Source organism: Amycolatopsis thermophila (assembly GCF_030814215.1).
Classification (GTDB): Bacteria; Actinomycetota; Actinomycetes; order Mycobacteriales; family Pseudonocardiaceae; genus Amycolatopsis_E; species Amycolatopsis_E thermophila.
In genome coordinates this window covers 4976062-4999538 of record NZ_JAUSUT010000001.1, presented here as the reverse complement: position 1 = coordinate 4999538, position 23477 = coordinate 4976062, and the positions used below count along the sequence as shown (strand labels likewise).

Here is a 23477-nt window from a genome sequence, read left to right as displayed (position 1 = left end):
CCGCGTCACGGCGTGAGGATCGCCCGCCCCCGGATCCGCCCGGCGCCGAGGTCGTCGAGCGCGTCCTGGAACCCCTCCAGCGGGTACTTCGTCGTGTGCAGCCGCACCCTGCCCTGCGCCGCCAGCACCATCAGCTCGCACAGGTCCGTGTACGACCCGACCAGGTTGCCGATGAAGTTGATCTCCGTGGAGATGATGTCGATGGTCGGCACGTCGATGTTCTCCCCGTACCCGACCACGTGGTAGTCGCCAGCCCGGCGCAGCATCGCGACGCCGTCGCGGGTGGCGCCGCCCTCGCCGACGAAGTCCAGCACGACCTCGGCCCCGGCGCCGCCGGTCAGGTCCAGCACCTCCTCGACGTGCCGCCCCTGGGCGACGACCCCGTGGTCGGCGCCGATCGACACGGCCAGCTCGACCGCGTCCGGGTTGCGGTCCACCACCACCAGCTCGGCCGCCGTCAGCGCCTTCAGCACCTGGATGCCGATGTGCCCGAGCCCGCCCGCGCCGATCACCACGCACCGGTCCCCCGGCCGCAGCCGGCGCGCCGCCTTCGCCGCCGCGTGGTAGGCGGTCAGCCCCGCGTCGGCCAGGGCCGCGACGTCCGCCGGTTCCAGCGCGTCGTCGATCCGCACCACGCTGCGGGCCGACGTCTTCAGGTACTCCGCGTAGCCGCCGTGGGTGTCGATGCCCGGGAACTGGCTCGCCGAGCAGTGCACGTCGTCACCCGACCGGCAGGCCCGGCACAGGCCGCAGGTGATCAGCGGGTGCACGATCACCTTGTCGCCCTCGGCCACGTTGGTGACGGCGCTGCCGACGGCGTGCACCCATCCGGCGTTCTCGTGACCGATCGTGTACGGCAGGGTGACACCGGACTTCTGCGCCCACTGCCCTTCCAGGATGTGGATGTCGGTGCGGCACACCCCGGCGCCGCCGATCCGCACGATCACGTCGAACGGGCCGGTGACCTGCGGCTGCGGCACCTCGGTCATGCGCAGGTTCTCGTGGTACCCCACGACCTGGACTGCCTTCACGACACCTTCTCCTTCACGGGTGACTGGTCGGCCGCGGACTCCGGGTAGCGCGTCCGGAGCAGGCCGCGGCAGAAGTGGGAATTGCCGTCGATCGAGATGCGGATGGACCGCGCGAACCGCAACCGCAGCGGGACCTCCGAGCGCGGATACCGGTTCCCGTCGTCGTCGACGAGCACGAACGCGGACGGCGCGGTGTCCAGCCCGAGCGCCTCGCGCCGCCGCAGCAGCGCGGCGGTGGCCGCACCGGGCGGCAGGTCGCCGAGGACGACGTCGTGCAGGTCCTCCTCGCGCAGTTCGCGGTTCGCCCGCAGCAACGCGGTGAGCACGCGTTCCATCGCCGCGGTGTGGGCCTTGCGGCGGAAGATCGCGCGCAGGTCCGCCAGGCTGTCCTCCGCCTCGTCGCCGAACGTGCCGCGGTACCCGGCGTCGGCGGCCAGGCCGCGGTTGATGAGGTCCGAGTCGTGGTGGTCGTCGAGGAACACCGCCACCTCGCCCGCGCCGGGCAGCGCCGACAGGGCGTCCTTCGCGTCGGAGGCCATCAGGTAGGCGAAGTTGGGCGAGCAGAACGACGTCGGCAGCCGCAGGTGCACCGTCACCGAGGCGCCGGACACCTCCAGCGACCGCACGAACCCGAGATCGGTGATGGGCTCGTCCAGTTCGGGGTCGATCACCGCGTCCAGCGCCGACCGAGCCTGTGCTTCGGTGATCATCGCGCCACCGCCGCGGCCTGCGGTTCCTCGCGCGGCAGCCGCAGCTCCGCCGGGACTTCGATGTCGTACATCGCGGCCGTGTTCAGTCCGAGGATCTTCTTCTTCTGCGCGGTGGTCAGCGGCGCGTACTCGGTCATGTCCTCGGGGATCTGGAAGTCGACGAACCGCTCGATCAGCCAGCGCGGCGTCCACAGGGCGTAGTCGCTGGAGAACTGGATCCGGTTCTCGTCGAGCCAGTACAGCAGCTCGCCGATGATCTGCGCGAAGTACCGCGGCCGGGTGTGGATGAACGGGATCGCGACGGCGAGCCCGGCGTGCACGTTGGGCTCCTGCGTGGCGATCCAGCAGAAGTCCTCCAGGCGCGGCAGACCGCAGTGCTCCACGACGAAGTTCATCTCGGGGAAGTCGGTGGCGACCTTGTCCACGTCGGCGACGTCGAAGGCGTCGCGGTCCAGCGGCCGGATCGTCGGTCCCTTGTGGATGTGGATGTTGCGGATACCCAGTTCCTGTGCGGCTTCCAGGTACCGGTAGGACCACGGATCGTCCAGTTTGTACCCTCGCGAGTCGCCGTGCCATTCGGCGGTGTAGAGCTTGGCGCCCTTGAGCCCGAACCGTTCCGCGTCGCGGCGCAGCTGGTCCAGCCCGGCCTGTTCCAGGCGCGGGTCCCAGCAGTGGTTGTAGGTCAGCTTGTCCGGGTTGGCCCGCGCGAGCGCGAACGCCTCCTCGGTCTGACCGAAACCGTTGTGGTAGAAGGCGCCCAGGTGCGCGGGCTGGAAGATGGCGTGGTCGACGTAGCCGTCCTCGAAGAGGTCCTTCATCAGGCGCGCGCCGCCCTGGTAGAGGTAGTCCTCGTAGGGCCAGACCTCGGATTCGGGGCTGAGGTTGCGGTGGTAGTCGTAGAAGCAGTCGATGAACTGCTTGCCGTGGATGTTGCGCTGGTTCTCCGGGCGCGCGTCCCACAGGGCGATGTGGGCGTCGACGATGAAGTAGCTTTCGCCGTCCTTGGTGTACATCAGTCCGGGTTCCTTCCGACGTGGCGACCGTGGCACGTGCACCGGTGACGGTAGGTAGCCGCACGCCTGGACGGGGCCGCGGCGAGTCTCAATATGAGACAGTCGGAGAACCGGTCCGGCGGCGTGCGCGGGGTAACGTCGCCGGGACCACGCGACGACGCGGACGGGAGGTCGCCATGGTGGACGAGCGCGCGGTCCTGCCGCCCCGGCTGGCCGCGTCCTGGCAGCGCAGCCGGCAGTACGGCGTGTCCCCGGAGACGGTCCGGCCGGCGTTCACCGGGACCGTCGACCACGACTCGCTGTTCTTCGAATGCGGCCAGGAGGTCCTGCGCGGCCTGCACACCACCCTGGCCAACGAGCCGATCAGCCTGATGCTGACCGACAGTGACGGTCTCGTGCTGAGCCGGCTGTGCGACGACACCGGCATCACCCGGTCGCTCGACCGCGTCCACCTCGCTCCCGGCTTCTCCTACGCCGAGCGTGACGCCGGCACCAACGGCCTCGGTCTCGCGCTCGCCGACCGCGCACCGTCGCTGGTGAGCGCCGAGGAGCACTACTGCACCGGCCTGTGGGGCTACACCTGCGCCGCCGCGCCGGTGGTCGAACCGGGCACGAACCGGCTCGTCGGCAGCGTCAACCTGACCACGTGGTCGAAATCGTCGAAGGAACTGCTGCTCGCGCTCGCCCAGTCCGCCGCGGGCAACACCGCGGCGCTCATGCTCGCCCGCTCCCACGGCCACCCCACCACGCCGGTGCCGCGCGGCGAGGTGTACCACGTCTACGCCGAGCGGCTCCCCGACGTCTCGGCCGGCCTCTCCCGCGGCTGGGCCGACGCGCTCGCCGAGGCCCGCGAAGCGATGGAGCGCGGGCGGGTGGTGTGCGTGACCGGCGAACCCGGTTCGGGCAAAGCGGTGCTGGCGTCCACGGCGCGGCGGGCGCTGCGGCCGCGGGAACGCATCCTCAACGCGCGACCGCCCGCGCCCGCGGACGCGGAGTCGTGGCTCGCCCTGTGGACCCCGGAGGTCGGCAAGGACGACACCTGCGTGATCGTGTCGGGTACCGACGCGTTGCCGGCCTACGCGGCCGAGCAGCTCGCGCAGTTGTTCACCTCCGCGCGCGGTTCGTTCGTCCTGACGGCCGCCGACCACGCCGGCATCCCGGAGGCGCTGCGCACGTTGATCGACACCGTCGTCGAGGTTCCGGCGCTGCGGTACCGGCCTGACGACGTCCTCCCCCTGGCGGGGCACTTCGCGCACGAAAGCCGTGGGCGCGCGGTGACGTTCACGCCGGCGGCGTCACGCGCGCTGACCGCCTACCCGTGGCCCGGCAACGTCCGCCAGCTGCGCCAGGTGGTACGGGAGGCGGTGTGGCGCGCCGACGTCGTGGACACCCGCCACCTGCCGGGCGAGGTGTTCACCAGCCCCGGACGGCGGCTGACGCGCATGGAGGCCGTGGAGCGCGACGAGATCGTGCGCTGCCTGACCAGACCGGGCACGACGGCCGCGCAGGTGGCGTCGATGCTCGGCATGAGCCGCGCGACGGTCTACCGCAAGATCGCGCAGTACGGGATCAAGGTGCCCCGACGCTGACGGTGCCGGTTGTCGCCGGCTGACGGGTGGTTGGGCGTCGAGTGCGGTGGGGGCTCGGTGGTGGTTGTCGTGGTGGAGGCAGTCGGCGCAGGTGGCGGCGGTTTCGTCGGGGTGGATCTCGGCGTAGGCCGGCCGGGAGTGATCGTCGACGGCGCAGTGCACGTGCGCGGCGGCGGTCCTGCCGCAACCGCCGGACCTCCCGCACCACCTCGCAACACGCTCGGCCGGCAACCCCACCATGCTCCGTCAACCGGGCATGGGCACAACAGCTAGTCTCCGGGCATGGTCACCGAACGTCCCGAACCGCCCACCGTCGCGGGCGAGCGCGAGATGTTGCGCGCCTACCTCGACTTCCACCGCGCCACCCTCGCCTGGAAGTGCGACGGACTGTCCGATGAGGACCTGCGCAGGCAGTCGATGCCACCCTCGACCCTGTCGCTGCTCGGTCTCGTGCGGCACATGGCGGAGGTGGAGCGCGCGTGGTTCCGGCGCACCCTCAACGGCGAACAGGTGCCGCTGGTGTGGTCGGACAAGGACTTCCAGGTCGCCTACGACGCGAGCACCTCGACGCGCGCCGAGGCGTTCGCGGCGTGGCAGGAGGAGGTCGACCACGCGCGGCGCATCGAGCGGGCGGCCGAGTCCCTCGACGTGACCGTGTTCGCGCCGCGCTGGAACACCGACATCTCGCTGCGCGCGGTGATGCTGCACATGATCCACGAGTACGCCCGGCACAACGGGCACGCCGACTTCCTGCGCGAGGGCATCGACGGGGTCACCGGTGTCTGAACGTGCGGAACCCGCCGCGGCGCGGTAGGTCTGGTGTCGTGGACCCGGCACAGGCACTGCGGCAGATCGCGTTCGAGCTGGAGCGCTCCGGCGCCCCGACCTACCGGGTGCGGGCGTTCCGGCGCGCCGCCGCGGTGGTGGCCGGACTGCCCGACGGGGAGCTCGCCGACCGCATCCGGCAGGGCACGCTGCGGGCGCTGCCGGGCATCGGGCAGGCGACCGCGCAGGTCATCGAGCAGGCCTCGGCCGGCGAGCAGCCCGGCTACCTGGCGAAACTGCTCGACGAGGCCCCCGAGCCGGACCGCTCCGGGCTGCGGGGCGCGCTGAAGGGCGACTGCCACACCCATTCGGACTGGTCCGACGGCGGCAGCCCGCCCGAGGAGATGGCCGAAGCGGCGCGCGCACTGGGGCACGAGTGGATCGCGCTGACCGACCACTCGCCGCGGCTGACGGTGGCGCGCGGGCTGTCCGCCGAGCGGCTGCTCCGGCAACTCGACGTCGTCGCCGAGCTGAACGAGAAACTCGCGCCGTTCCGCATCCTGACCGGCATCGAGGTCGACATCCTCGAGGACGGCTCCCTCGACCAGCGCGACGACCTCCTGGAACGGCTCGACGTCGTGGTCGCCAGCGTGCACTCGCAGCTGCGGATGCCGTCCGAGCTGATGACGGCGCGCATGGTGGCGGCGGTGCGGAACCCGCTGGTGGACGTCCTCGGCCACTGCACCGGCCGCATGGTCATGGGCCGCGGGCGCCCGCAGTCGGCCTTCGACGCCGAAGCCGTGTTCACCGCCTGCCGCGAGAACGGGACCGCGGTCGAGATCAACTGCCGCCCGGAACGCATGGACCCGCCCGACGACCTGCTCACGATGGCCGCCGAGATCGGCTGCGTGTTCACCATCGACACCGATGCACACGCCCCCGGCCAGCTGGACTGGCTGAGCAACGGGACGGTGCGCGCGGAAGCCGCCGGCATCGGCCCGGAACGGGTGCTGAACACCCTGGGGGCCGATCAGCTGGGCGGTTGAGGCGGGTGCCGCCGGGTGGGCGGAGCCGCCGGAGGCCCAGCCGCCGGAGGCCGGCGGAGCCGGGCGGAGGCCAGCGGAGCCGGCGGGAGCCGGTAGAGCCGGCGGGAGCCGGGCGGGAGCCGGGCGGAGGCCGGCGGAGGCGGACCCGCGGGAGGCGGGCGCAGCCCGGCCGGAGGCCGGCGCAGCCGGGCGGAGGCCGGTGGAGGCCGGCCCGGCCGCCGGAGGCGGACCCGCGGGAGGCGGGCGTAGCCGGCCAGAGGCCGGTGGAGGCCGGTGGAGCTGGGGAGAGCCCAGCGGAGGCCAGTGGAGCCGGGCGAGAGCCTGCGGAGGCCGGAGGGCTGGCGCAGCCGGCGGAGCGGCGCAGCCGCGGGAGGCGGCGGACGCGGCGGAGCGGCGGAGCCGCGGGAGGCGGCGGAGGCGGCGGAGCCCGGGCGGGAGCCGGGCGCATCCCGGCGCAGCCCGGTGGAGGCCGGCGCAGCCGGGCGGGACCGGGCGGCCCGGCGCAGCCGCCGGAGGCGGAGCCGCGGGAGGCGCAGCCCGACGGGAGGCGGGCGACCGCAACCCGGCGCGGCCAACCCGGACACAGCCGGAAGTGGCACGGCAGTTCGACAGCCAGCACGGCCAGCACAGCCGGACACCCCGAACCCCCGCCGCACTGCCCCCTCTCCCCGCACCGCTACACCATGCGCACCACGAGCACCCGTGTCACCGTGAACAGGGGGAACGTGGCGAGGAGTGCATGGTGCTGACGGTGGTCCTGGCGGTGCTGGCCGCGTTCGCGAACGCCGCGGGGTCCGTGTTGCAGCGGGCGGGCGCCCGGAAGCAGCCGCGCGGTGACGGGCTCAGCGTCGGTGTCCTCAGGGCCCTCGTGACGACCCCGGTGTGGGTTCTGGGCGTGGCGACCATGCTGGCCGGCTTCGTCTTGCAGGCCGCTGCCCTGGCGACCGGGCCGATCGTCCTCGTCCAGCCCATCATGGTCGCCGAGCTGGCGTTCACGCTCGTGCTGTCCGGGCCGGTCTTCCACACCCGCCTGCGGGGACGGGACTGGGTCGCGGCCGTCGGGATGGCGGCCTCGGTCGGTGTTCTGCTCTTCGCGCTCGCGCCGGGCGGGGGTGATCCGCGGCGGGTGCCCGCCCTCGTGTGGCTCCTCGGCTGCACCGTCACCGTCGCCTGTGTCGCGCTGCTCGTCGTCGCGGGACGGCGGAACAGCCACGCCCACCACGCGGCTTTCCTCGGCACCGCCGCGGGGCTGTGGTTCGGCTTCACCGCCGTCCTCATGGCCGGCGTCACCGCGGCGCTCACCGCGGGTGGCGTGCCCGCCCTGTTCAAGGCCTGGCAGACCTACGCCATGGTCGTCGCCGGGCCGACCGGGTTCTTCCTGCTCCAGACGGCACTGCGGGCCGGGCGGCTCGTCGCCGCCCAGCCCGGGCTCGTCCTGGCCAACCCGCTGGTCGCGCTGGGCTGGGGCCTCGTCGTGTTCGGCGAGCACGTCCGCGGCGGACCGTGGATCGCGGTCGAGCTCGTCGCGGCCGCGGCGCTCGCGGGGTGCACCGTGCTGCTGGCCGGGTCCCCGCTCCTCCGCGACGAGGACCCCGCCAGGCAGCCCGCCTGACTCACACCCCCGCCGGGACGCGCTCCTCCCGCGCGACCGGGCGCCGCCGCAGCAGGCCGCTCACCGCGAACCGCCCCGGGCCGAGGACCGCGATCAGCAGGAACACCCACGCGTAGATCGCGGCGGGCTCACCCATGTTCTGCAGCGGCAGCAGTGCCAGCGGCGCGTGGACGGTGAAGTAGGCGTAGGCCATCGTCCCGGAGCAGACCACAGCCGCCGCCCGCGTGCCGAACCCGAGCAGCACCAGCGCCCCGCCGGCCGTCTCGATCACGCCGGCCCACCACCCGGGCCACAACCCGAAGGGCACCGCGCCGCCCTGACCGTCGATGCCGCCGAACGCCCCGAACCCCTGCAGGCCGTGGCAGGCGAACAACAGGCCCACCACGATCCGCACCAGGCCGAGCACGATGGGGGTGAGCGTCGTCTGCGAAACCGGAATGCGCGCCATGATCGTTCCTTCCCTCGAAGTTCGCTGTCATGGACACGTCGAGGGAGCGTGGCGCGGATCGACAACCCGAGCGGATCTGTTTTCCCGGCGCCGTCACCACTGCTGCGGCGGCTGCCCGTACCCGGGCGGCGGGCCCTGGTACTGGCCCTGCTGGGGTGGCGTCCGCTTGCCCCACTCGCACCAGCGGCCGGTGAGCGGCACCAGCGCCAGGACCAGGGTGGCGATCGCGGGCGACAGCACGACCAGCAGGCCGCCGGCGCCGCTGCCGATCGCCGCGGGGCCGTCGAGGTCGCGGCTGAGCCGGTCGTCCGAGGACAGCACGACCAGCGCGACGATGCCCTGGAGGATGTGCAGCGCGCTGCCGGTCGCCACCAGCCAGCGGCCCGCCGACTTGCGCAGGAACAGCAGGATCGCGCCGGGCAGCAGGGTGACGAACTCGACGATGTAGACGGTGGCCTGCAGGATCACCAGCCACTTCAGGTCGTCGGTGACGCGGTCGAGGACACCGAAGTTGAGCACCCCGATGACGACGCCCCACAGCCCGCCGAGGACGGCGAGCACCCCGGCGGTGATGGCGGTTCCGCCGCTGGGCGGCTGCTGGACGGGACACTGCTGGCCCGGGTGGGGCGGGGGCGCGGCCGGGTACTGGCCGGGCGGAGGCGGGTACATCATGGGAACCTTCCGATCGCAATGAACCGGCGTGATCCAAGCAGACAACTCCACTCGCCGTGAGCAAAGTGACCGATCCGCGACCTGAAGTTCGCCCGTAAGATCGTCCGGTGGCCCAGACCGAACAACAGCAGGCGTTCTTCACGGCCGACGGCGACCAGCTGGTGCCCGACGCGGTGTCGCGCAGCTGGTGGAACCCCCAGATGATCCACGGCCGCCTCCTCGGCGGGCTCGCCGCGCGGGCCCTGGAGCGCGCGCAGGCGGCACCGGGACTGCACTTCAGCCGCCTGACCGTGGACCTGTTCCGCAACGCACCGCTCGCGCCGGTCTCGGTCGAGACGGTCCGGGTGCGCGACGGGCGCCGGATCCGCGTCGCCGACGCGCTGGTGCACGGCGCGAACGGTCTCGTGGCGCGGGCGACCGCGGTGTTGTTGCGCAGTGGTGAGCAACCGTCCGCGGCCGTGCCGTCCACCCCGGCCTGGGACGCCCCGCCTCCGGAGGAGCTGTGGGAGCCGCGTGAGCACGGCTGGGCGATCTGGCGGTTCGACGAGCGCAACCGGCCGCTCACCGAGAGCCGTGGGGCGGGACGGCGGCGGGCGTGGCTGCGCGAGTCGCGGGAACTGGTGGCCGGTGAGGCGCTGTCGCCGTTCGTGCGGGCCGCGCTGGCCGCCGACACCGCGAGCCCGCTGGCGCACGCGAGCGAGCACAGCCTGGACTTCATCAACGCCGACTACACCCTGTCGCTGAGCCGGCTCCCGCTGTCCGACGCGATCGGCGTGGAGTCGACGGGGCACCTGAGCGAGGACGGCATCGCGGTAGGGCACTGCACGCTGCACGACACCGCCGGGCCGATCGGGTTCTGCCACACCACGGCGCTGGCCAACCCGCGTCGCTGAGGTCCGTTTGGGTGTCGCGCGGCCGGGAATCCGATGCGGATCGCGAAAGGAGCCACCCATGAACGGCAAGGAGAACAACCAGCCGGACTCCGCCGCCGGCATCCCCGAGCCCGATCCCCCGCGCGGCGGGCCCAACGCCGACGACGAAACCCCGAACCCGGCCGACCTCGCGCCCGGTTTCGGCGGCACGTCCCGCACGCGCCCGACGAGCACCGAGGAGGACAGCCCCTCTGGCGACGGTTCCTGAGCCACCCGCGGGCAGGCCGCCCGCCTGACGGTCACCCCCGCCCTTAGTCCCGCCACGACCCGGACACCCGGCCCCTGCCAGAATGGCGATCCTGGGGGCGCGGCAGGGGGCCGCGTCGTGACTGGGGGACTCGATGAGCGGCGCTGTCCGCACGCCCACCCGTCCGCGGTGGGTCGCCCGGGGTGCCGCGGCGCTCCTCCTGGTGTCCGTGACCGGCTGGGTCCTGGCGTTCCAGGGGTTCTTGGACCTGCACGTCTACCGCACCGGCGCGCTGGCCTGGCGCACCGGCACCGGCCTGTACTCGCCGCAGTTCGCCGCGATGGTGCCGGGCATGCCGCTGCCGTTCACCTATCCCCCGTTCGCCGCGATCGTGTTCACGCCGGTGCAACTGCTGCCGTGGCACGTCGCGAAGTTCGCGGTCACGCTGGCCTCCGCCGCGGCGCTGGCCCTCACCACGACGATCACCGCCCGGCGCCTCCTGCCCGGCCGCGCCGCGGCGAACGCGCTCGGCATGGGGGTCGCCGCCCTGTGGTTCGTCTTCGAGCCGGTCCGCCAGACCATCGGCTTCGGGCAGATCAACATCCTGCTGATGGCCCTGGTCGCGGCCGACTGCCTGCTGCCCCGCACCCGCTGGCCGCACGGTGTGCTGGTCGGCCTCGCCGCGGCGATCAAGCTCACCCCGGCCGTCTTCGTGCTGCTGTTCCTCGTGCGCCGCCAGTACCGCGCCGCCGCCACCGCGGTCGCCGCCTTCGCCGCCTGCGCGCTCGCCGGGCTGGCCCTCGCTCCGGCCGACACCGCGGAGTACTGGACGAAGACGCTCTTCGACCCGGAACGCATCGGCGGTCTCGCCTACGCCTTCAACCAGAACATCCAGGCCGTCCTCGTGCGCCTGCTCCCGGCGGGCACGGGCCGCACCCTGCTGTGGGCGGTCCTGGTCGCGGCCGTCATGGCGCTGGCGACGCTGGCCGCGCACCGCGCCCGCGACGAGGTCACCGCCCTGCTCGCGATCGCCACCGGCGGCCTGCTGGCTTCCCCGGTGAGCTGGTCGCACCACTGGGTGTGGGTCGTGCCGGCCGCCGTCGCGCTGCTGGTCCGCGCCCCGCGTTACAGCCCGGTGCTCGCCGTCTTCGCCGTCGGGCCGCACTCGTGGCTGCCCCAGACGCACGATCTCGAGCTGCGCTGGACGTGGTGGCAGCACCTGCTCGGTTCGTCCTACGTGCTGGTTTCGGTGACCACGCTCGCCGTCCTGGCGGTCAAGGCCGCGCCGTATAGGGCGTTATACGGAAGGACGGCGGGCGGCCCTGGTCCCGCCCCCGCCGGCGCGGTAGCGTCCGGGGAGACGGAGGACGTGATCGACACGGTGAGGTGAGGCGGTGCCGTCCCTGCTCGTCGCGAACCGGGGCGAGATCGCCGTCCGGATCATCGCCACCGCCGCCGGGCTCGGCTTCCGCACCGTCGCCGTGTACCCCGAGGACGACGCCGACTGCGCCCACGTCACCCGCGCCGACCACGCCGAGCGGATCCCCGGCACCGGCCCGGCCGCCTATCTCGACGCGGCCTCGATCGTGGGCACCGCCCGGCGCGCCGGATGCGACTTCCTGCACCCCGGCTACGGATTCCTGTCCGAGAGCCCACTGCTGGCCCGGCTGTGCGCGGCGGCCGGCATCCGGTTCGCCGGGCCCTCCGCGGAAGCGCTGACGCTGTTCGGCGACAAGACCAGCGCCCGGGCGCGGGCCCGCGAACTGGGCATCCCGGTGCTCGCCGGCACCGAGGGGCCGGCCGATCCGGCCACGGCCGAGGCGTTCCTCGCCGAGCACGGCGCAGTCATGGTGAAGGCGGTGGCCGGGGGCGGCGGGCGCGGGGTGCTGCCGGTGACCGACCCCACCGAGCTGCCCGCGGCCCTGCGCCGGTGCTCCTCGGAGGCGCTGGCCGCGTTCGGCAACGGGTCGGTCTACCTCGAGCAGCTCCTCCCCCGTGCCCGGCACATCGAGGTGCAGGTCGCCGGCGACGGGGGCACCACGGTGGCGCTGGGCGACCGGGACTGCAGCCTGCAACGGCGGCGCCAGAAACTGATCGAGATCGCCCCGGCAGCTCTGCCCGCCGGCGTCCGGGCGCGTCTGCACGAGGCCGCCGTCCGGCTCGTCGGGTCCACTGTGTACCGCGGACTGGCCACTGCGGAGTTCCTGGTGACGGGCGAGGAGTTCGTGTTCCTGGAGGTCAACCCGCGGCTGCAGGTCGAGCACACGGTGACCGAGGAGGTGACCGGTCTCGACCTGGTCGAGCTGGGTCTGCGGCTGGCCGCCGGCGAGTCGCTGGACCCCGGCACGCCGCAACCCCGCGGGATCGCGATCCAGGCGCGGGTGAACACCGAGACCGTCCGCCCGGACGGCACGGTGCTGGCCGGCAGCGGCCCGCTGACGGTGTTCCAGCCGCCCACCGGGCACGGCATCCGGGTGGACACCCACGGCTACCCCGGTTACGCCGGCAACCCGCGCTACGACTCGCTGCTGGCCAAGGTGATCGTCACCGGGGCCGACCCCGGGCGAGCCGCCGCCCGCGCGCGCCGGGCGCTCGGCGAGTTCGCGATCGCCGGGCCGCCGACCAACATCGCGCTGCTGCGGGCCCTGCTGGCCGAGCCAGTCGGCACCGTGGACACGACGTTCGTCGACCGCCGTCTGCCGGACCTCGCCGAGGACATCGCCGGACCGGCCGCCACGCCGGGGACGGTGGCCGCTCCGCAACACGGTGTGGTCGTGCAGGTGTGCGTCGCCGAGGGCGAGACGGTGCCTGCCGGGGCGGAGCTGGTCGTGCTCGAGGCGATGAAGATGGAGCACGTGATCACGGCCGATCGCGGCGGGGTGGTGCTCGGGGTCGCGGTCAAGGCGGGCGACACCGTGACGGCCGGGGCGCCGCTGGTGTCGCTGCGGGAGAACGGGGACACCGCGGGCGCCGGCGAGGTGAGCGAGGCCGACCTCGACCGCGTCCGCCCCGACCTGGCCGAGACGCTCGCGCGGCACGAAATCGGCCTCGACTCCGCGCGGCCGGACGCGGTCGCCCGCCGTCACGAGTCCGGCCACCGGACCGCGCGGGAGAACGTCGAGGACCTCTGCGACCCGGGGAGCTTCACCGAGTACGGCGCGCTGGCGATCGCGGCGCAGCGGCGCCGCCGGGACGTCGACGACCTGATCCGCCGCACCCCGGCCGACGGAATGGTCACCGGCACCGCGACGATCGGCGGGCAGCCGGCGGTCGTGCTGGCCTACGACTACACCGTGCTCGCCGGCACGCAGGGCGTGCACAACCACCGCAAGACCGACCGCATGCTGCGGCTCGCGCGAGACCGGCGGCTGCCGGTGGTGCTGTTCGCCGAGGGCGGCGGCGGACGGCCGGGTGACACGGACACCTCGGCGGTCGCCCAGCTGGACGTGCCGACGTTCCGCATGGCCGCGCTGCTGGCCGGCGAGGTCCCGACGATCGCGATCGTGTCCGGCTACTGCTTCGCCGGCAACGCGGCACTGGCCGGCGTGTGCGACGTCGTCATCGCGACCGAGGACAGCTCGCTGGGCATGGGCGGCCCGGCGATGATCGAGGGCGGCGGGCTGGGCGTGGTCGCGCCCGGCGACGTCGGGCCGATGCCCGTGCAGTACGCCAACGGGGTCGTGGACGTGCTGGCCGCCGACGAGGCCGAGGCCGTGGCGGTGGCCCGGCGGTACCTGTCGTACTTCGCCGGGCCACGCGAGGCCGGCGAGCCGCACGACCAGCGGCGGCTGCGGCACCTCGTGCCGGAGAACCGCGTCCGGGTCTACGACGTGCGCCCGGTGCTGTCCACAGTGGCCGACCGGGACAGCCTGCTGGAGCTGCGGGCCGGGTTCGGTACCGGCGTGATCACCGCGCTGGCGCGCATCGGCGGCATCCCGGTCGGTGTGCTGGCGAACAACCCGGGCCACCTGGGCGGCGCGATCGACGGTGACGCCGCCGACAAGGCCGCGCGGTTCCTGAACCTGTGCCGGGCCCACCGGCTGCCGGTGGTGTCCTTCGTGGACACCCCGGGGTTCATGGTGGGGCCGGAGGCGGAGAAGACCGCGACGGTGCGGCGGTTCGGCGACCTGTTCGTCGCCGGGGCCCGGGTCACCTCGCCGCTGGTCGCGGTGGTGCTGCGCAAGGCCTACGGTCTGGGCGCGATGGCGATGACCGGCGGCTCGCTGCACGCGCCGGCGCTGACCGTGGCCTGGCCGACCGGCGAGTTCGGCGGCATGGGCCTGGAGGGCGCGGTGCGGCTGGGCTTCCGCAAGGAGCTGGAGTCGATCGCCGACCCCGAGGCCCGGCACGCCCGCTACACCGAACTGGTGGCCGAGTACTACGAGCGCGGCAAGGCGCTGAGCACCGCGACGGTTTTCGAGATCGACGACGTGATCGACCCCGCCGGCACCCGGGCCGCGATCATCCGCACCCTCGCCGCGACGGCCGGTGCCGGCGGTGAACCACTCGGCCGTCACCGCGCCGGTGGCGAGTGACGGGACTACCAGCGGTGGTGCACCTGCGCGCGGATGCGCCGGTCGTACAGGTCACGCACCGCGTCCAGGGTGGACCGCGGCAGCGGCGGCACCGAAGCCGCCGCCGCGTTGGCCCGCGCCTGCTCCGCCGAACGCGCCCCCGGGATCACCGACGTCACCCCCGGCTGCTGGATGATCCACCGCAGGGCGGTCTGTGCCGGCGTGGCCCCGGGAGGCGCGAGCGCGGCGAACTCCTCCGCCGCCTCCACCCCGGTCGCGAAGTCCACCCCGGAGAACGTCTCGCCCTGGTCGAACGCCTCGCCGTGGCGGTTGAACGTGCGGTGGTCGTCCGCCGCGAACACCGTGTCCTTCGTGTAGCGGCCGGACAGCAGGCCGGACGCCAGCGGCACCCGCGCGATGATCCCGACCCCGGCCTCGGCCGCGGCGGGCAGCACCCGGTCGAGCGGCTTGAGCCGGAACGGGTTGAGGATGATCTGCACGCTCGCCGTGCCCGGGCGGGCGATCGCGGTCAGCGCCTCGTCGCACGTCTCGACGCTCACCCCGTACGCGGCGATCCGCTCCTCGGCGACCAGCGTGTCGAGCGCGTCGAACACCGCGTCGCTCGAATAGACCGCCGTGGGCGGGCAGTGCAGCTGCACCAGGTCGAGCCGGTCCACGCCGAGGTTAGCCCGCGACCGGTCGGTCCACGCCCGGAAGTTGTCGAGCGTGTACTGGGCCGGGTCGAGCGGCGCGCGTCGGCCCATCTTGGTCGCCACGAAGATCCCCGGGCGCTCGCGCAGGAACCGTCCCACGATCCGCTCGCTGCGCCCGTCGCCGTAGACGTCGGCGGTGTCGAAGAAGGTGACGCCCGCCTCGGCCGCGGCCGTCAGCACCGCGAGCGCGTCGGCCTCGGCGACCTCGCCCCAGTCGGCGCCCAGCTGCCACGTGCCGAGTCCGACCACCGACACCGGCCGGCCGGTGCGGCCGAGAACCCGTTGCTCCATACCGATGATCCTAGGCGGCACCACCAGCGCCGCGCGGACCAGCCGAAACCGCCCGGAAGATCACAAAACCCCCACAGCGCCGTCCCTAGACTCGGGCAGGTGACCGCCACCGCCCCGATCCCCTCCCGCTCACTGCGGGTCCTGGCCCTGGCCTGCCTGGCCGCACTGGCCGGGGGCGCCGCTCTCGTGCTGCTCCTGCAGTTCCTCCCGCCGACCGACCGGATCAGCCCGGTCCGCCGCACGATCAGCGAGTACGCGCTGAGCACCAACAAGTGGATCTTCGACATCGCCGTGCTGCTGATCGCCGTCGGCTCGGCGGTGCTGTTCGCCGCGCACGTGCTGATGCGCGCGCTGCCGGCACGCTCGGCCGCGGTCGTCCTCGGTGCACTGTGGACGGTGAGCCTGCTGGTGGTCGTCGCGTTCCCCAAGACCGACTGGTCGGTGGGCCCGAGCCTGGGCGGGGTCGTGCACCGCTATTCCAGCGTCGTCGGGTTCGTGTGCCTGCCGATCGGGCTGCTGCTGGCGGCGCGCCGCATCTTCCCGGACTCGCCGCGCTGGCGGTGGGCGGCCCGCGCGCTGGCGATCGTCTCGCTCGCCTGGTTCGGGCTCATCCTCGGCGCGATCGCCTACACGCTCGCCGGTGGCGGCCCGTGGTGGCAGACGATTCCGCTAGGCCTGGTCGAACGCCTGCTCGCGGCCACCGAACTGCTCGCGCTCGCCACGCTGGCTGTGCCGTTACTACGATCGAACCGGACGCGGGTGACCCAGGTCACTTAGGCGCCACGCGCGGAGGCGAGTAACTTTCTAAGCGCTCGCTTACCGCGCTCAACGACGAGGAGGATTTCCCGTGACCGAGTCCCACTCCCGGGTCGCCATCGTGACCGGCGCCGGCCGAGGCATCGGCGCCGCCGTCGCGCGCAAGCTGGCCTCGGACGGTTTCGCCGTCGCCCTGCTGGACCTCAACGAGGAGTCCGTGAAGCAGGGCGCCGAGGACATCACCGCGGCCGGCGGCAAGGCGATCGGCGTCGCGCTGGACGTCAGCAACACCGAGCAGGTCGAGGCCGCCGTCGCCCGGGTCGCCGCGGAGCTCGGTGCGCCGGCCGTGCTGGTCAACAACGCCGGCATCACCCGGGACAACCTGATCTTCAAGATGACCGACGAGGACTGGGACTCGGTCATGAACGTGCACCTCAAGGGCTCGTTCCTGATGACCCGCGCGGTCCAGAAGCACATGACCGAGCAGCGCTGGGGCCGGATCGTCAACCTGTCCAGCACCTCCGCGCTGGGCAACCGCGGTCAGGTCAACTACTCGGCGGCCAAAGCCGGGATGCAGGGCTTCACCAAGACCCTGGCCATCGAGCTGGGCAAGTTCGGCATCACCGCGAACGCGATCGCGCCGGGCTTCATCGAGACCGACATGACCGCGGCCACCGCGGAGCGGCTGGGCGTGCCGTTCGAGGACTTCAAGGCCTTCGCGGCCAAGGAGATCCCGGTGCAGCGCGTCGGCAAGCCCGAGGACATCGCCAACACGGTGTCGTTCCTGGTCAGCGAGGGCGCGGGCTTCGTGTCCGGCCAGGTCATCTACGTCGCCGGCGGACCGAAGGACTGATCATGCGCGTGTTTTCCGGACTGGACGAGTTCACCGCGGCCGTGGGCCAGCAGCTGGGCACGAGCGACTGGCACACCGTCACGCAGGAGCAGGTCAACACCTTCGCCGATGCGACCGGCGACCACCAGTGGATCCACGTCGACGTCGAGAAGGCCAAGCAGGGCCCCTTCGGTGGCCCGATCGCGCACGGCTTCCTGACGCTGTCGGTGCTGCCGCTGCTCTCGGCGGCCACCTACCGCGTCGACGGGCTGAAGATGGGGATCAACTACGGCCTGAACAAGGTCCGGTTCCCGCAGCCGGTCAAGGTCGGTTCGAAGATCCGCGGCGTCGCCGAACTGGCCGAGGTCACCGACGTGCCGGGCGGCAAGCAGGTGGTGACGCGCTGGACCATCGAGATCGACGGTGAGTCCAAGCCGGCGTGCGTGGCCGAGTGGGTCACGCGGCTCATCGCCTGACGCGAAGACCCGCCTCCGGGCGGGTTTCCGCTACGGTGGGACATACCGACTGGTCGGTATAGCAACGAGGCAAGGAGGACCAGTGAGCCAGGAGGCACTGCCCGGACTCGATCTCGAGCGCCTGCGCCGGTATCTCGACGAGCACTCCCCCGGGCTGGTGCGCGGGCCGTTGACCGGCCAGGTGGTGCAGGGCGGCCGCTCGAACCTGACCTACATCGTCGGCGACGGCACCGCCCGCTGGGTCGTCCGCCGGCCGCCGCTCGGGCACGTCCTGCCCACCGCGCACGACATGTCCCGCGAGCACCGGGTGATCAGCGCGCTCGGCGACACCGCCGTGCCGGTGCCGCGCACGATCACGCTGTGCCAGGACACCGACGTGATCGGCGCGCCGTTCTACGTGATGGAGTTCGTCGAGGGCACGCCCTACCGCGCGGCGAGCGAGCTGGAGGTGCTCGGGCCGCAGCGCACCAGGGCGATCGCCGAGTCCCTGACGGACACCCTCGTCGACCTGCACGGCGTCGACCCGGCCGCGGTCGGCCTCGGCGACTTCGGCCGCCCGGAGGGCTTCCTGGAACGCCAGGTGCGGCGCTGGAAGAAGCAGCTGGACGCCTCGCGGAGCCGGGACCTGCCGGGCATCGACGACCTGCACGACCAGCTGGCCCGCGCCATCCCCGCGTCCGGGCCGGCGGCGATCGTGCACGGCGACTACCGGCTGGACAACGTCCTGGTCGACGCCGACGACCGCATCACCGCCGTGCTGGACTGGGAGATGTCCACGCTCGGCGATCCGCTCACCGACCTGGCCCTGCTCGTCGCCTACGCCGAGCGCGGCAAGGTCAACCTGGAGATCGTGTCCAACGTCAGCACCGCCCCCGGTTACCCGGGCACCGACGAGATGATCGCGCGCTACGCCGCCCGCTCCGGCCGGGACGTCTCGGCGCTGGACTGGTACGTGGGGTTCGCCTTCTTCAAGCTCGCCGTGATCCTGGAGGGCATCTACTACCGGTTCAGCCAGGGCCAGACCGTCGGTGAAGGCTTCGACCAGATCGGCGCCGCGGTGGTCCCGCTCGTTTCGCTCGGCCTCGACACCCTGAAGGACTGATCAATGGACTTCGCCTTCGACGCGCACACCGAGGAACTGCGCGAGCGGCTCCTCGAGTTCATGGACTCCCACATCTACCCCGCCGAGCCGGTCTACGAGGAGCAGCTCGCCGAGCGCGCGAACCCGTGGACGTTCCCGCCCGTGGTCGAGGACCTCAAGGCCGAGGCGCGCAAGCGCGGCCTGTGGAACTTCTTCCTGCCGGGTGAGCACGGCGGCGGGCTGACCAACCTGCAGTACGCGCCGCTGGCCGAGATCACCGGCCGCAGCCCGCACCTCGCGCCGGTCGCGCTGAACTGCTCCGCACCGGACACCGGAAACATGGAAGTGCTGGCGATGTTCGGCACCGAGCAGCAGCGCAAGCAGTGGCTGCAGCCGCTGCTGGACGGCGAGATCCGCTCGGCGTTCGCGATGACCGAGCCGGACGTGGCGTCCTCGGACGCGCGCAACATCGCCACCCGCATCCGCCGGGACGGCGACTCCTACGTCATCACCGGCCGCAAGTGGTACATCACCGGCGCGATGAACCCGAACTGCAAGGTCTTCATCGTCATGGGCAAGACCGACCCGGACGCCGAACCGCACCGGCAGCAGAGCCAGATCCTGGTGCCGCGGGACACGCCCGGTGTGACCGTCAAGCGCGGGATGCAGGTGTTCGGGTACGACGACGGCTCGCACGGCGGGCACGCCGAGGTCATCTTCGACGAGGTGCGGGTGCCCGCCGACAACCTGATCGGCGAGGAGGGCGACGGGTTCGCCATCGCGCAGGCCCGCCTGGGCCCGGGCCGGATCCACCACTGCATGCGCTCGATCGGCATCGCCGAGCGGGCCATCGAGATGATGTGCCGCCGCACCCTGGGCCGGTCCACCTTCGGCAAGCCCATCGCCGAGCAGGGCGTGGTGCAGGACTGGATCGCCGAGTCGCGCGTGAAGGTCGAACAGCTGCGGCTGCTGGTGCTCAAGACCGCGTGGCTGATGGACACCGTCGGCAACCGCGGCGCCCACACCGAGATCCAGGCGATCAAGATCGCCACCCCGAAGACCGTCGAGTGGATCCTGGACAAGGCGATCCAGGCGCACGGCGCGGGCGGGCTGTCGCAGGACTTCCCGCTGGCGCAGATGTGGGCCGGAATCCGCACGCTGCGGTTCGCCGACGGACCGGACGAGGTCCACAAGCGCTCGCTCGCCCACCGCGAGCTCAAGAAGTACCGATCGGAGGCTCGATGAGCACGCTGACCGCCGACGACCTGCGGGCACGGGTGGCCGACCTGCTGGCCGCCCACCCGCCGCAGAGCACCGACCGGCTGGAGTTCCTGCGGGCGCGGTTCGACGCCGGCCTGGCCTGGGTGCACTACCCGCAAGGCCTGGGCGGCCTGGACGCGCCGCGCGAGCTGCAGAACGTCGTCGAAGCCGAGCTGGCCGAGGCCGGCGCCCCGGACAACAACCCGCGCCGGATCGGCATCGGGCTGGGCATGGCCGCGCCGACGATCCTGCGGTTCGGCACCGACGAGCAGAAGAAGCGCTACCTGCGTCCACTGTGGACCGGCGAGGAGGTGTGGTGCCAGCTGTTCAGCGAGCCCGGCGCCGGCTCCGACCTCGCCGCGCTCGGCACCCGCGCGGTGCGGGACGGCGACGAGTGGGTGGTCACCGGGCAGAAGGTGTGGACCTCGGTCGCGCACATCGCCCGCTTCGCCATCCTGGTCACCCGCACCGACCCGGACGTGCCCAAGCACCAGGGCATGACGTACTTCATCTGCGACATGACCGACCCCGGTGTCGAGGTGCGGCCGCTGCGGCAGCTCACCGGTGAGGCCGAGTTCAACGAGGTGTTCCTGTCCGGGGTGCGGATCCCGGACGCGAACCGTCTCGGCGCGGTCGGCGAGGGCTGGAAGGTCGCGCAGACCACGCTGATGAACGAGCGCGTGGCGATCGGCGGCAACGCGATCCCGCGTGAGGGCGGGCTGATCGGGATGGTCGCCCGGACCTGGCGGGACCGGCCGGAGCTGCGCACGCCCGAGCTGCACGACAGGTTGCTGAAGCTGTGGGTCCAGGCGGAGGCGGCGCGCCTGGCCGGGCAGCGGTTGCGCCAGCAGCTGGCGGTCGGCGCGCCCGGGCCGGAGGGCTCGGCGATGAAGCTGGCGTTCGCGAACCTGCAGCAGGCCCTGACCGGGCTGGAGATCGAACTGTCCGGTGAGGACGGTCTGCGGTACGACGACTGGACGTTGCGCCGTCCGGAGAAGGTCGACATGCTCGGGCGCGGGCCCGGCTACCGGTACCTGCGGGCCAAGGGCAACTCCATCGAAGGCGGCACCTCCGAGGTGCTGCGCAACATCATCTCCGAACGCGTGCTCGGGCTGCCGTCCGAGCCGCGGGTCGACAAGGACGTCGCGTGGAAGGACCTGCCGCGGTGAGTGATCTTCTCTACTCCGAGGTCGAGGAGGACCTCCGGGCGAGTGTCCGGGACCTGCTGGCCGACCAGGCCGGGTTTTCCGCCGTGCTGGCGCGGACGGAGAGCGCCGAGCCGTACGACCTGAAGCTGTGGCGCACGCTGGCCGCGGACCTCGGCCTGGCCGGGCTCGCGGTGCCGGAGTCGCTGGGCGGGCAGGGCGCGTCCTACCGCGAGGTGGCGGTCGTGCTGGAGGAGCTGGGCCGGTCGGTGGCGCCGGTACCGTTCCTGGGCAGCGCGGTGCTGGCGACGGCGGCCCTGCAGGCGGCCGGTGACGAGGAATTGCTGCCGCGGCTGGCGGGCGGCGAGCTGATCGGCGCGCTGGCCGTGCCGCTGACCCTCGCGCCGGACGCCGGGTTCCCGGGCGGCGTGGAGGCCAACACCGAGGGCGCGCTGAGCGGGACGATCCGCACGGTGGCCGACGCGCCGGTGGCGGACGTGCTGATCGTGCCCGCGGCCGGCCCGGACGGGCCGGGGCTGTACGCGGTGGAGAAGACGGCGGCGACGATCACCGAGGTCGTGTCGCTGGACCTCACGCGCCGTCTGGCGGACGTCACCCTGGACAACGCTTCCTCGCGGCTGCTGGCCGGACCCGATCGCGCGGCGGCCGCCGTGCGGCGGGCTTTGCTGGCCGGCGCCGGGTTGCTGGCGTCGGAGCAGGTCGGGCTCGCACAGTGGTGCCTGGACGAGACCGTGGCGTACCTGAAGCAGCGCTACCAGTTCGGCCGTCCGGTGGGTTCGTTCCAGGCGCTCAAGCACCGGCTGGCGGACCTGTACCTGGAGATCGTGTCGGCCCGCGCGACGGCCCGGTACGCCGCGGACGCGCTGGCGAACGACATCGAGGACGTGCCGGTGGCGGTCGCCGTGGCGGCGTCCACCTGCTCCGCGGTCGCCCTGCACGCGGCCGAGGAGACGGTGCAGCTGCACGGTGGCATCGGGATGACGTGGGAGCACCCCGCGCACCTGTACCTCAAGCGCGCCAAGAGCGACGAACTGGCGCTCGGCACACCCGGGCGGCACCGGGCCGCCCTGGCGGGATTGGTGAACCTGCCGCCCGCGTAAGCGGATTCGTCTCCGGGGGAGGCCGGCGTCCGCTGGGCGCCGGCCTCCCCTTCTCCGTGCCCCCGTGCGCCGCCGGCCGGCGCCCGGCAACGCCAGGCGCGGTGCGGCCTCGCCAGGCCTCCCCGCACCCCCCGGGCACCCGGCAACGCAAGGGGAGGTGCGACGTCCCCAGACCTCCCCGCCCCCCCAGGCGCCCGGCAACGCAAGGGGAAGTGCGACGTCACCAGACCTCCCCCGCCCCCGATCCCCAGCCCGCATTTGGTCGCCGACCAGGCGTGTCAAGGTACTCTTTCCCGCCTTGACACGCCTGCTCGGCGACCGAAACCCTCCAACCGGAGGGGGCGGGGGAGGTCGGCACCCAAGGCAACCACCCAGCGCCGTGAGGCGCCCCTGGCCGAAGGCCAAAGAAAAAGATCAAAAGATGTCCTCGCCGGACGGGCAGGCTCCGGGATGACCGGGGAGCGTTGTCGGCTCGCCTTGGGTGGGTGGTCGCTGGGTGGTCATCCCGTCGCCTGATTGAGGCCTATCACTGTGAGCCAGGCCCGCACGCTTTGGTCTTTCGGCCGCCGGACCCGGCGCAGGGTGCGGGCCTGGCTCACAGTGATGTGACGGCCTCAGGCGACGGGATGACCACCCAGCTCCTTTTTGGGGCACGCGCGCTTCGCGCCGTCAGGGACGCAGGGAGTCCACGAGCAGGTCGGCGTAGTGCGCGCCCACTTCCTGTGCGCTCAGCTGCCCGTCGCTGCGGTACCAGACTCCCAGGTGGTGCACCGAGCCGAAGAAGAAGTCCACGACGATGTCCGCCGGCTTGTCCGCCCGGAACACCCCGTCCCGCTGCCCTTCCTCGATCAGCGACCGGAACAGCACGTGGTACCGCCGGCGATCGGCGCGCACCGTTCTCCGCTTGTCGGGGCTGAGCTGGTGCATGGACTGGAAGAAGATCGTCGTGTCGTCCAGGTTTTCGATGCTGCTCACCACGACGTCACAGGCCGCCGCGTGCAGACGCTCGCGCACCGGCTCGCCGGCGGCCACGACCTTCTCCAGCTGCTCGGTCTGCAGGCGCAGCACGCGGCTGTAGATCTCGTGCAGCAGGTCGTCCTTCGAGCCGAAGTAGTGGTACATCGCGCCCTTGGTGACGCCGGCCGCCGCGACGATCTCCTGCACCGACGTGCGGTCGAACCCCCGCTCGGCGAACAACCGCGTCGCCACCGCCAACAACCTCGCCGGCACCGGCTCCTCGGTCATCCGCCCGTCCTTCCTCGAACCGCCGACAGCATAGCCAC

General features: G+C 72.7%; 22 protein-coding genes. 15 read left to right on the top strand and 7 right to left on the bottom strand.

All coding sequences use genetic code 11. From position 1 onward, the window contains the following. Window positions 1–5 precede the first annotated feature (5 nt). The 3 genes from FB470_RS24475 to FB470_RS24465 are packed head-to-tail and all read right to left on the bottom strand — an operon-like array spanning window position 6 to window position 2754. Entirely contained in the window at window positions 6–1031 is a 1026-nt protein-coding gene (locus FB470_RS24475) for an NAD(P)-dependent alcohol dehydrogenase (protein ID WP_306995194.1), read from the bottom strand. After that, window positions 1028–1741 (bottom strand): iron-sulfur cluster assembly protein, encoded by a 714-nt coding sequence (locus FB470_RS24470; RefSeq protein ID WP_306995192.1) that lies wholly within the window; start codon window positions 1739–1741, stop codon window positions 1028–1030. Before FB470_RS24470 ends, FB470_RS24475 begins: the two co-directional genes overlap by 4 nt. Further along, window positions 1738–2754: an amidohydrolase family protein gene (locus tag FB470_RS24465; protein WP_306995190.1), complete on the bottom strand. Its 1017-nt coding sequence runs from the start codon at window positions 2752–2754 to the stop codon at window positions 1738–1740. Before FB470_RS24465 ends, FB470_RS24470 begins: the two co-directional genes overlap by 4 nt. A 176-nt stretch (window positions 2755–2930) precedes the next feature. Here FB470_RS24465 and FB470_RS24460 point away from each other — a divergent pair, with 176 nt between their 5' ends. From FB470_RS24460 to FB470_RS24445, 4 genes are all read left to right on the top strand, one after another. Next, window positions 2931–4343 carry an AAA-type ATPase lid domain-containing protein gene (locus FB470_RS24460; protein ID WP_306995188.1) on the top strand — a complete coding sequence of 471 codons (1413 nt, stop codon included), beginning with the start codon at window positions 2931–2933 and terminating at the stop codon, window positions 4341–4343. A 282-nt stretch (window positions 4344–4625) separates the two neighbouring features. Next, window positions 4626–5129 (top strand): DinB family protein, encoded by a 504-nt coding sequence (locus FB470_RS24455; RefSeq protein ID WP_306995186.1) that lies wholly within the window; start codon window positions 4626–4628, stop codon window positions 5127–5129. Window positions 5130–5167: 38 nt separating this feature from the next. Continuing rightward, a complete protein-coding gene (locus tag FB470_RS24450; protein ID WP_306995184.1) occupies window positions 5168–6154 on the top strand; it encodes a PHP domain-containing protein in 987 nt (328 codons plus the stop codon). 739 nt (window positions 6155–6893) lie between these two features. Continuing rightward, entirely contained in the window at window positions 6894–7766 is an 873-nt protein-coding gene (locus FB470_RS24445; protein WP_306995182.1) for a DMT family transporter, read from the top strand. A 1-nt stretch (window position 7767) separates the two neighbouring features. Here FB470_RS24445 and FB470_RS24440 read toward each other — a convergent pair whose 3' ends face one another. Then, window positions 7768–8214: a DoxX family protein gene (locus FB470_RS24440; protein WP_306995180.1), complete on the bottom strand. Its 447-nt coding sequence runs from the start codon at window positions 8212–8214 to the stop codon at window positions 7768–7770. A 93-nt stretch (window positions 8215–8307) separates the two neighbouring features. Beyond that, window positions 8308–8886: a hypothetical protein gene (locus FB470_RS24435; protein ID WP_306995178.1), complete on the bottom strand. Its 579-nt coding sequence runs from the start codon at window positions 8884–8886 to the stop codon at window positions 8308–8310. 107 nt (window positions 8887–8993) lie between these two features. On the opposite strand from FB470_RS24435, the gene FB470_RS24430 reads away from it, so the two are divergent. The 4 genes from FB470_RS24430 to FB470_RS24415 all read left to right on the top strand — a co-directional run bounded on the left by FB470_RS24430 (window position 8994) and on the right by FB470_RS24415 (window position 14540). Further along, entirely contained in the window at window positions 8994–9779 is a 786-nt protein-coding gene (locus FB470_RS24430; RefSeq protein ID WP_306995177.1) for a thioesterase family protein, read from the top strand. A gap of 58 nt (window positions 9780–9837) precedes the next feature. Further along, window positions 9838–10026 carry a hypothetical protein gene (locus FB470_RS24425; protein ID WP_306995175.1) on the top strand — a complete coding sequence of 63 codons (189 nt, stop codon included), beginning with the start codon at window positions 9838–9840 and terminating at the stop codon, window positions 10024–10026. Window positions 10027–10159: 133 nt separating this feature from the next. Next, complete coding sequence (locus FB470_RS24420) at window positions 10160–11395, top strand: glycosyltransferase 87 family protein (protein WP_306995173.1); 1236 nt, start codon at window positions 10160–10162, stop codon at window positions 11393–11395. Between the two features lie 4 nt (window positions 11396–11399). Continuing rightward, on the top strand, window positions 11400–14540 hold the full coding sequence (locus FB470_RS24415) for a carboxyl transferase domain-containing protein (protein WP_306995171.1): 3141 nt from the start codon (window positions 11400–11402) through the stop codon (window positions 14538–14540). A 5-nt stretch (window positions 14541–14545) separates the two neighbouring features. Here the strand turns inward: FB470_RS24415 and FB470_RS24410 are convergent, their stop codons facing one another. Then, complete coding sequence (locus FB470_RS24410) at window positions 14546–15523, bottom strand: aldo/keto reductase (protein ID WP_306995169.1); 978 nt, start codon at window positions 15521–15523, stop codon at window positions 14546–14548. A 99-nt stretch (window positions 15524–15622) separates the two neighbouring features. Between FB470_RS24410 and FB470_RS24405 the strand changes: the two genes are divergently transcribed. The 7 genes from FB470_RS24405 to FB470_RS24375 all read left to right on the top strand — a co-directional run bounded on the left by FB470_RS24405 (window position 15623) and on the right by FB470_RS24375 (window position 22194). Further along, entirely contained in the window at window positions 15623–16300 is a 678-nt protein-coding gene (locus FB470_RS24405; RefSeq protein WP_306995168.1) for a DUF998 domain-containing protein, read from the top strand. A gap of 70 nt (window positions 16301–16370) precedes the next feature. After that, window positions 16371–17132: a 3-oxoacyl-ACP reductase FabG gene (gene fabG, locus FB470_RS24400; protein ID WP_306995166.1), complete on the top strand. Its 762-nt coding sequence runs from the start codon at window positions 16371–16373 to the stop codon at window positions 17130–17132. A 2-nt stretch (window positions 17133–17134) separates the two neighbouring features. Then, on the top strand, window positions 17135–17587 hold the full coding sequence (locus FB470_RS24395; protein WP_306995165.1) for a MaoC family dehydratase: 453 nt from the start codon (window positions 17135–17137) through the stop codon (window positions 17585–17587). Window positions 17588–17669: 82 nt separating this feature from the next. Continuing rightward, window positions 17670–18689: a phosphotransferase family protein gene (locus FB470_RS24390; RefSeq protein WP_306995163.1), complete on the top strand. Its 1020-nt coding sequence runs from the start codon at window positions 17670–17672 to the stop codon at window positions 18687–18689. A gap of 3 nt (window positions 18690–18692) precedes the next feature. Continuing rightward, window positions 18693–19913 carry an acyl-CoA dehydrogenase family protein gene (locus FB470_RS24385; RefSeq protein WP_306995161.1) on the top strand — a complete coding sequence of 407 codons (1221 nt, stop codon included), beginning with the start codon at window positions 18693–18695 and terminating at the stop codon, window positions 19911–19913. Further along, on the top strand, window positions 19910–21097 hold the full coding sequence (locus FB470_RS24380) for an acyl-CoA dehydrogenase family protein (protein WP_306995159.1): 1188 nt from the start codon (window positions 19910–19912) through the stop codon (window positions 21095–21097). Before FB470_RS24385 ends, FB470_RS24380 begins: the two co-directional genes overlap by 4 nt. Next, window positions 21094–22194: an acyl-CoA dehydrogenase family protein gene (locus FB470_RS24375; RefSeq protein WP_306995158.1), complete on the top strand. Its 1101-nt coding sequence runs from the start codon at window positions 21094–21096 to the stop codon at window positions 22192–22194. Before FB470_RS24380 ends, FB470_RS24375 begins: the two co-directional genes overlap by 4 nt. A 669-nt stretch (window positions 22195–22863) precedes the next feature. On the opposite strand, the gene FB470_RS24370 is transcribed toward FB470_RS24375, so the two are convergent. Continuing rightward, window positions 22864–23439 (bottom strand): TetR/AcrR family transcriptional regulator, encoded by a 576-nt coding sequence (locus tag FB470_RS24370; RefSeq protein WP_306995156.1) that lies wholly within the window; start codon window positions 23437–23439, stop codon window positions 22864–22866. Window positions 23440–23477: the final 38 nt, after the last annotated feature.

Bases quoted from the DNA above. Each gene is read 5' to 3' on its own strand.
- FB470_RS24470 (WP_306995192.1), bottom strand. From the start codon at position 1,741: ATGATCACCGAAGCACAGGCTCGGTCGGCGCTGGACGCGGTGATCGAC.
- FB470_RS24465 (WP_306995190.1), bottom strand. From the start codon at position 2,754: ATGTACACCAAGGACGGCGAAAGCTACTTCATCGTCGACGCCCACATC.
- FB470_RS24460 (WP_306995188.1), top strand. From the start codon at position 2,931: ATGGTGGACGAGCGCGCGGTCCTGCCGCCCCGGCTGGCCGCGTCCTGG.
- FB470_RS24455 (WP_306995186.1), top strand. From the start codon at position 4,626: ATGGTCACCGAACGTCCCGAACCGCCCACCGTCGCGGGCGAGCGCGAG.
- FB470_RS24445 (WP_306995182.1), top strand. From the start codon at position 6,894: ATGGTGCTGACGGTGGTCCTGGCGGTGCTGGCCGCGTTCGCGAACGCC.
- FB470_RS24440 (WP_306995180.1), bottom strand. From the start codon at position 8,214: ATGGCGCGCATTCCGGTTTCGCAGACGACGCTCACCCCCATCGTGCTC.
- FB470_RS24435 (WP_306995178.1), bottom strand. From the start codon at position 8,886: ATGATGTACCCGCCTCCGCCCGGCCAGTACCCGGCCGCGCCCCCGCCC.
- FB470_RS24425 (WP_306995175.1), top strand. From the start codon at position 9,838: ATGAACGGCAAGGAGAACAACCAGCCGGACTCCGCCGCCGGCATCCCC.
- FB470_RS24420 (WP_306995173.1), top strand. From the start codon at position 10,160: ATGAGCGGCGCTGTCCGCACGCCCACCCGTCCGCGGTGGGTCGCCCGG.
- FB470_RS24410 (WP_306995169.1), bottom strand. From the start codon at position 15,523: ATGGAGCAACGGGTTCTCGGCCGCACCGGCCGGCCGGTGTCGGTGGTC.
- FB470_RS24395 (WP_306995165.1), top strand. From the start codon at position 17,135: ATGCGCGTGTTTTCCGGACTGGACGAGTTCACCGCGGCCGTGGGCCAG.
- FB470_RS24385 (WP_306995161.1), top strand. From the start codon at position 18,693: ATGGACTTCGCCTTCGACGCGCACACCGAGGAACTGCGCGAGCGGCTC.
- FB470_RS24380 (WP_306995159.1), top strand. From the start codon at position 19,910: ATGAGCACGCTGACCGCCGACGACCTGCGGGCACGGGTGGCCGACCTG.
- FB470_RS24370 (WP_306995156.1), bottom strand. From the start codon at position 23,439: ATGACCGAGGAGCCGGTGCCGGCGAGGTTGTTGGCGGTGGCGACGCGG.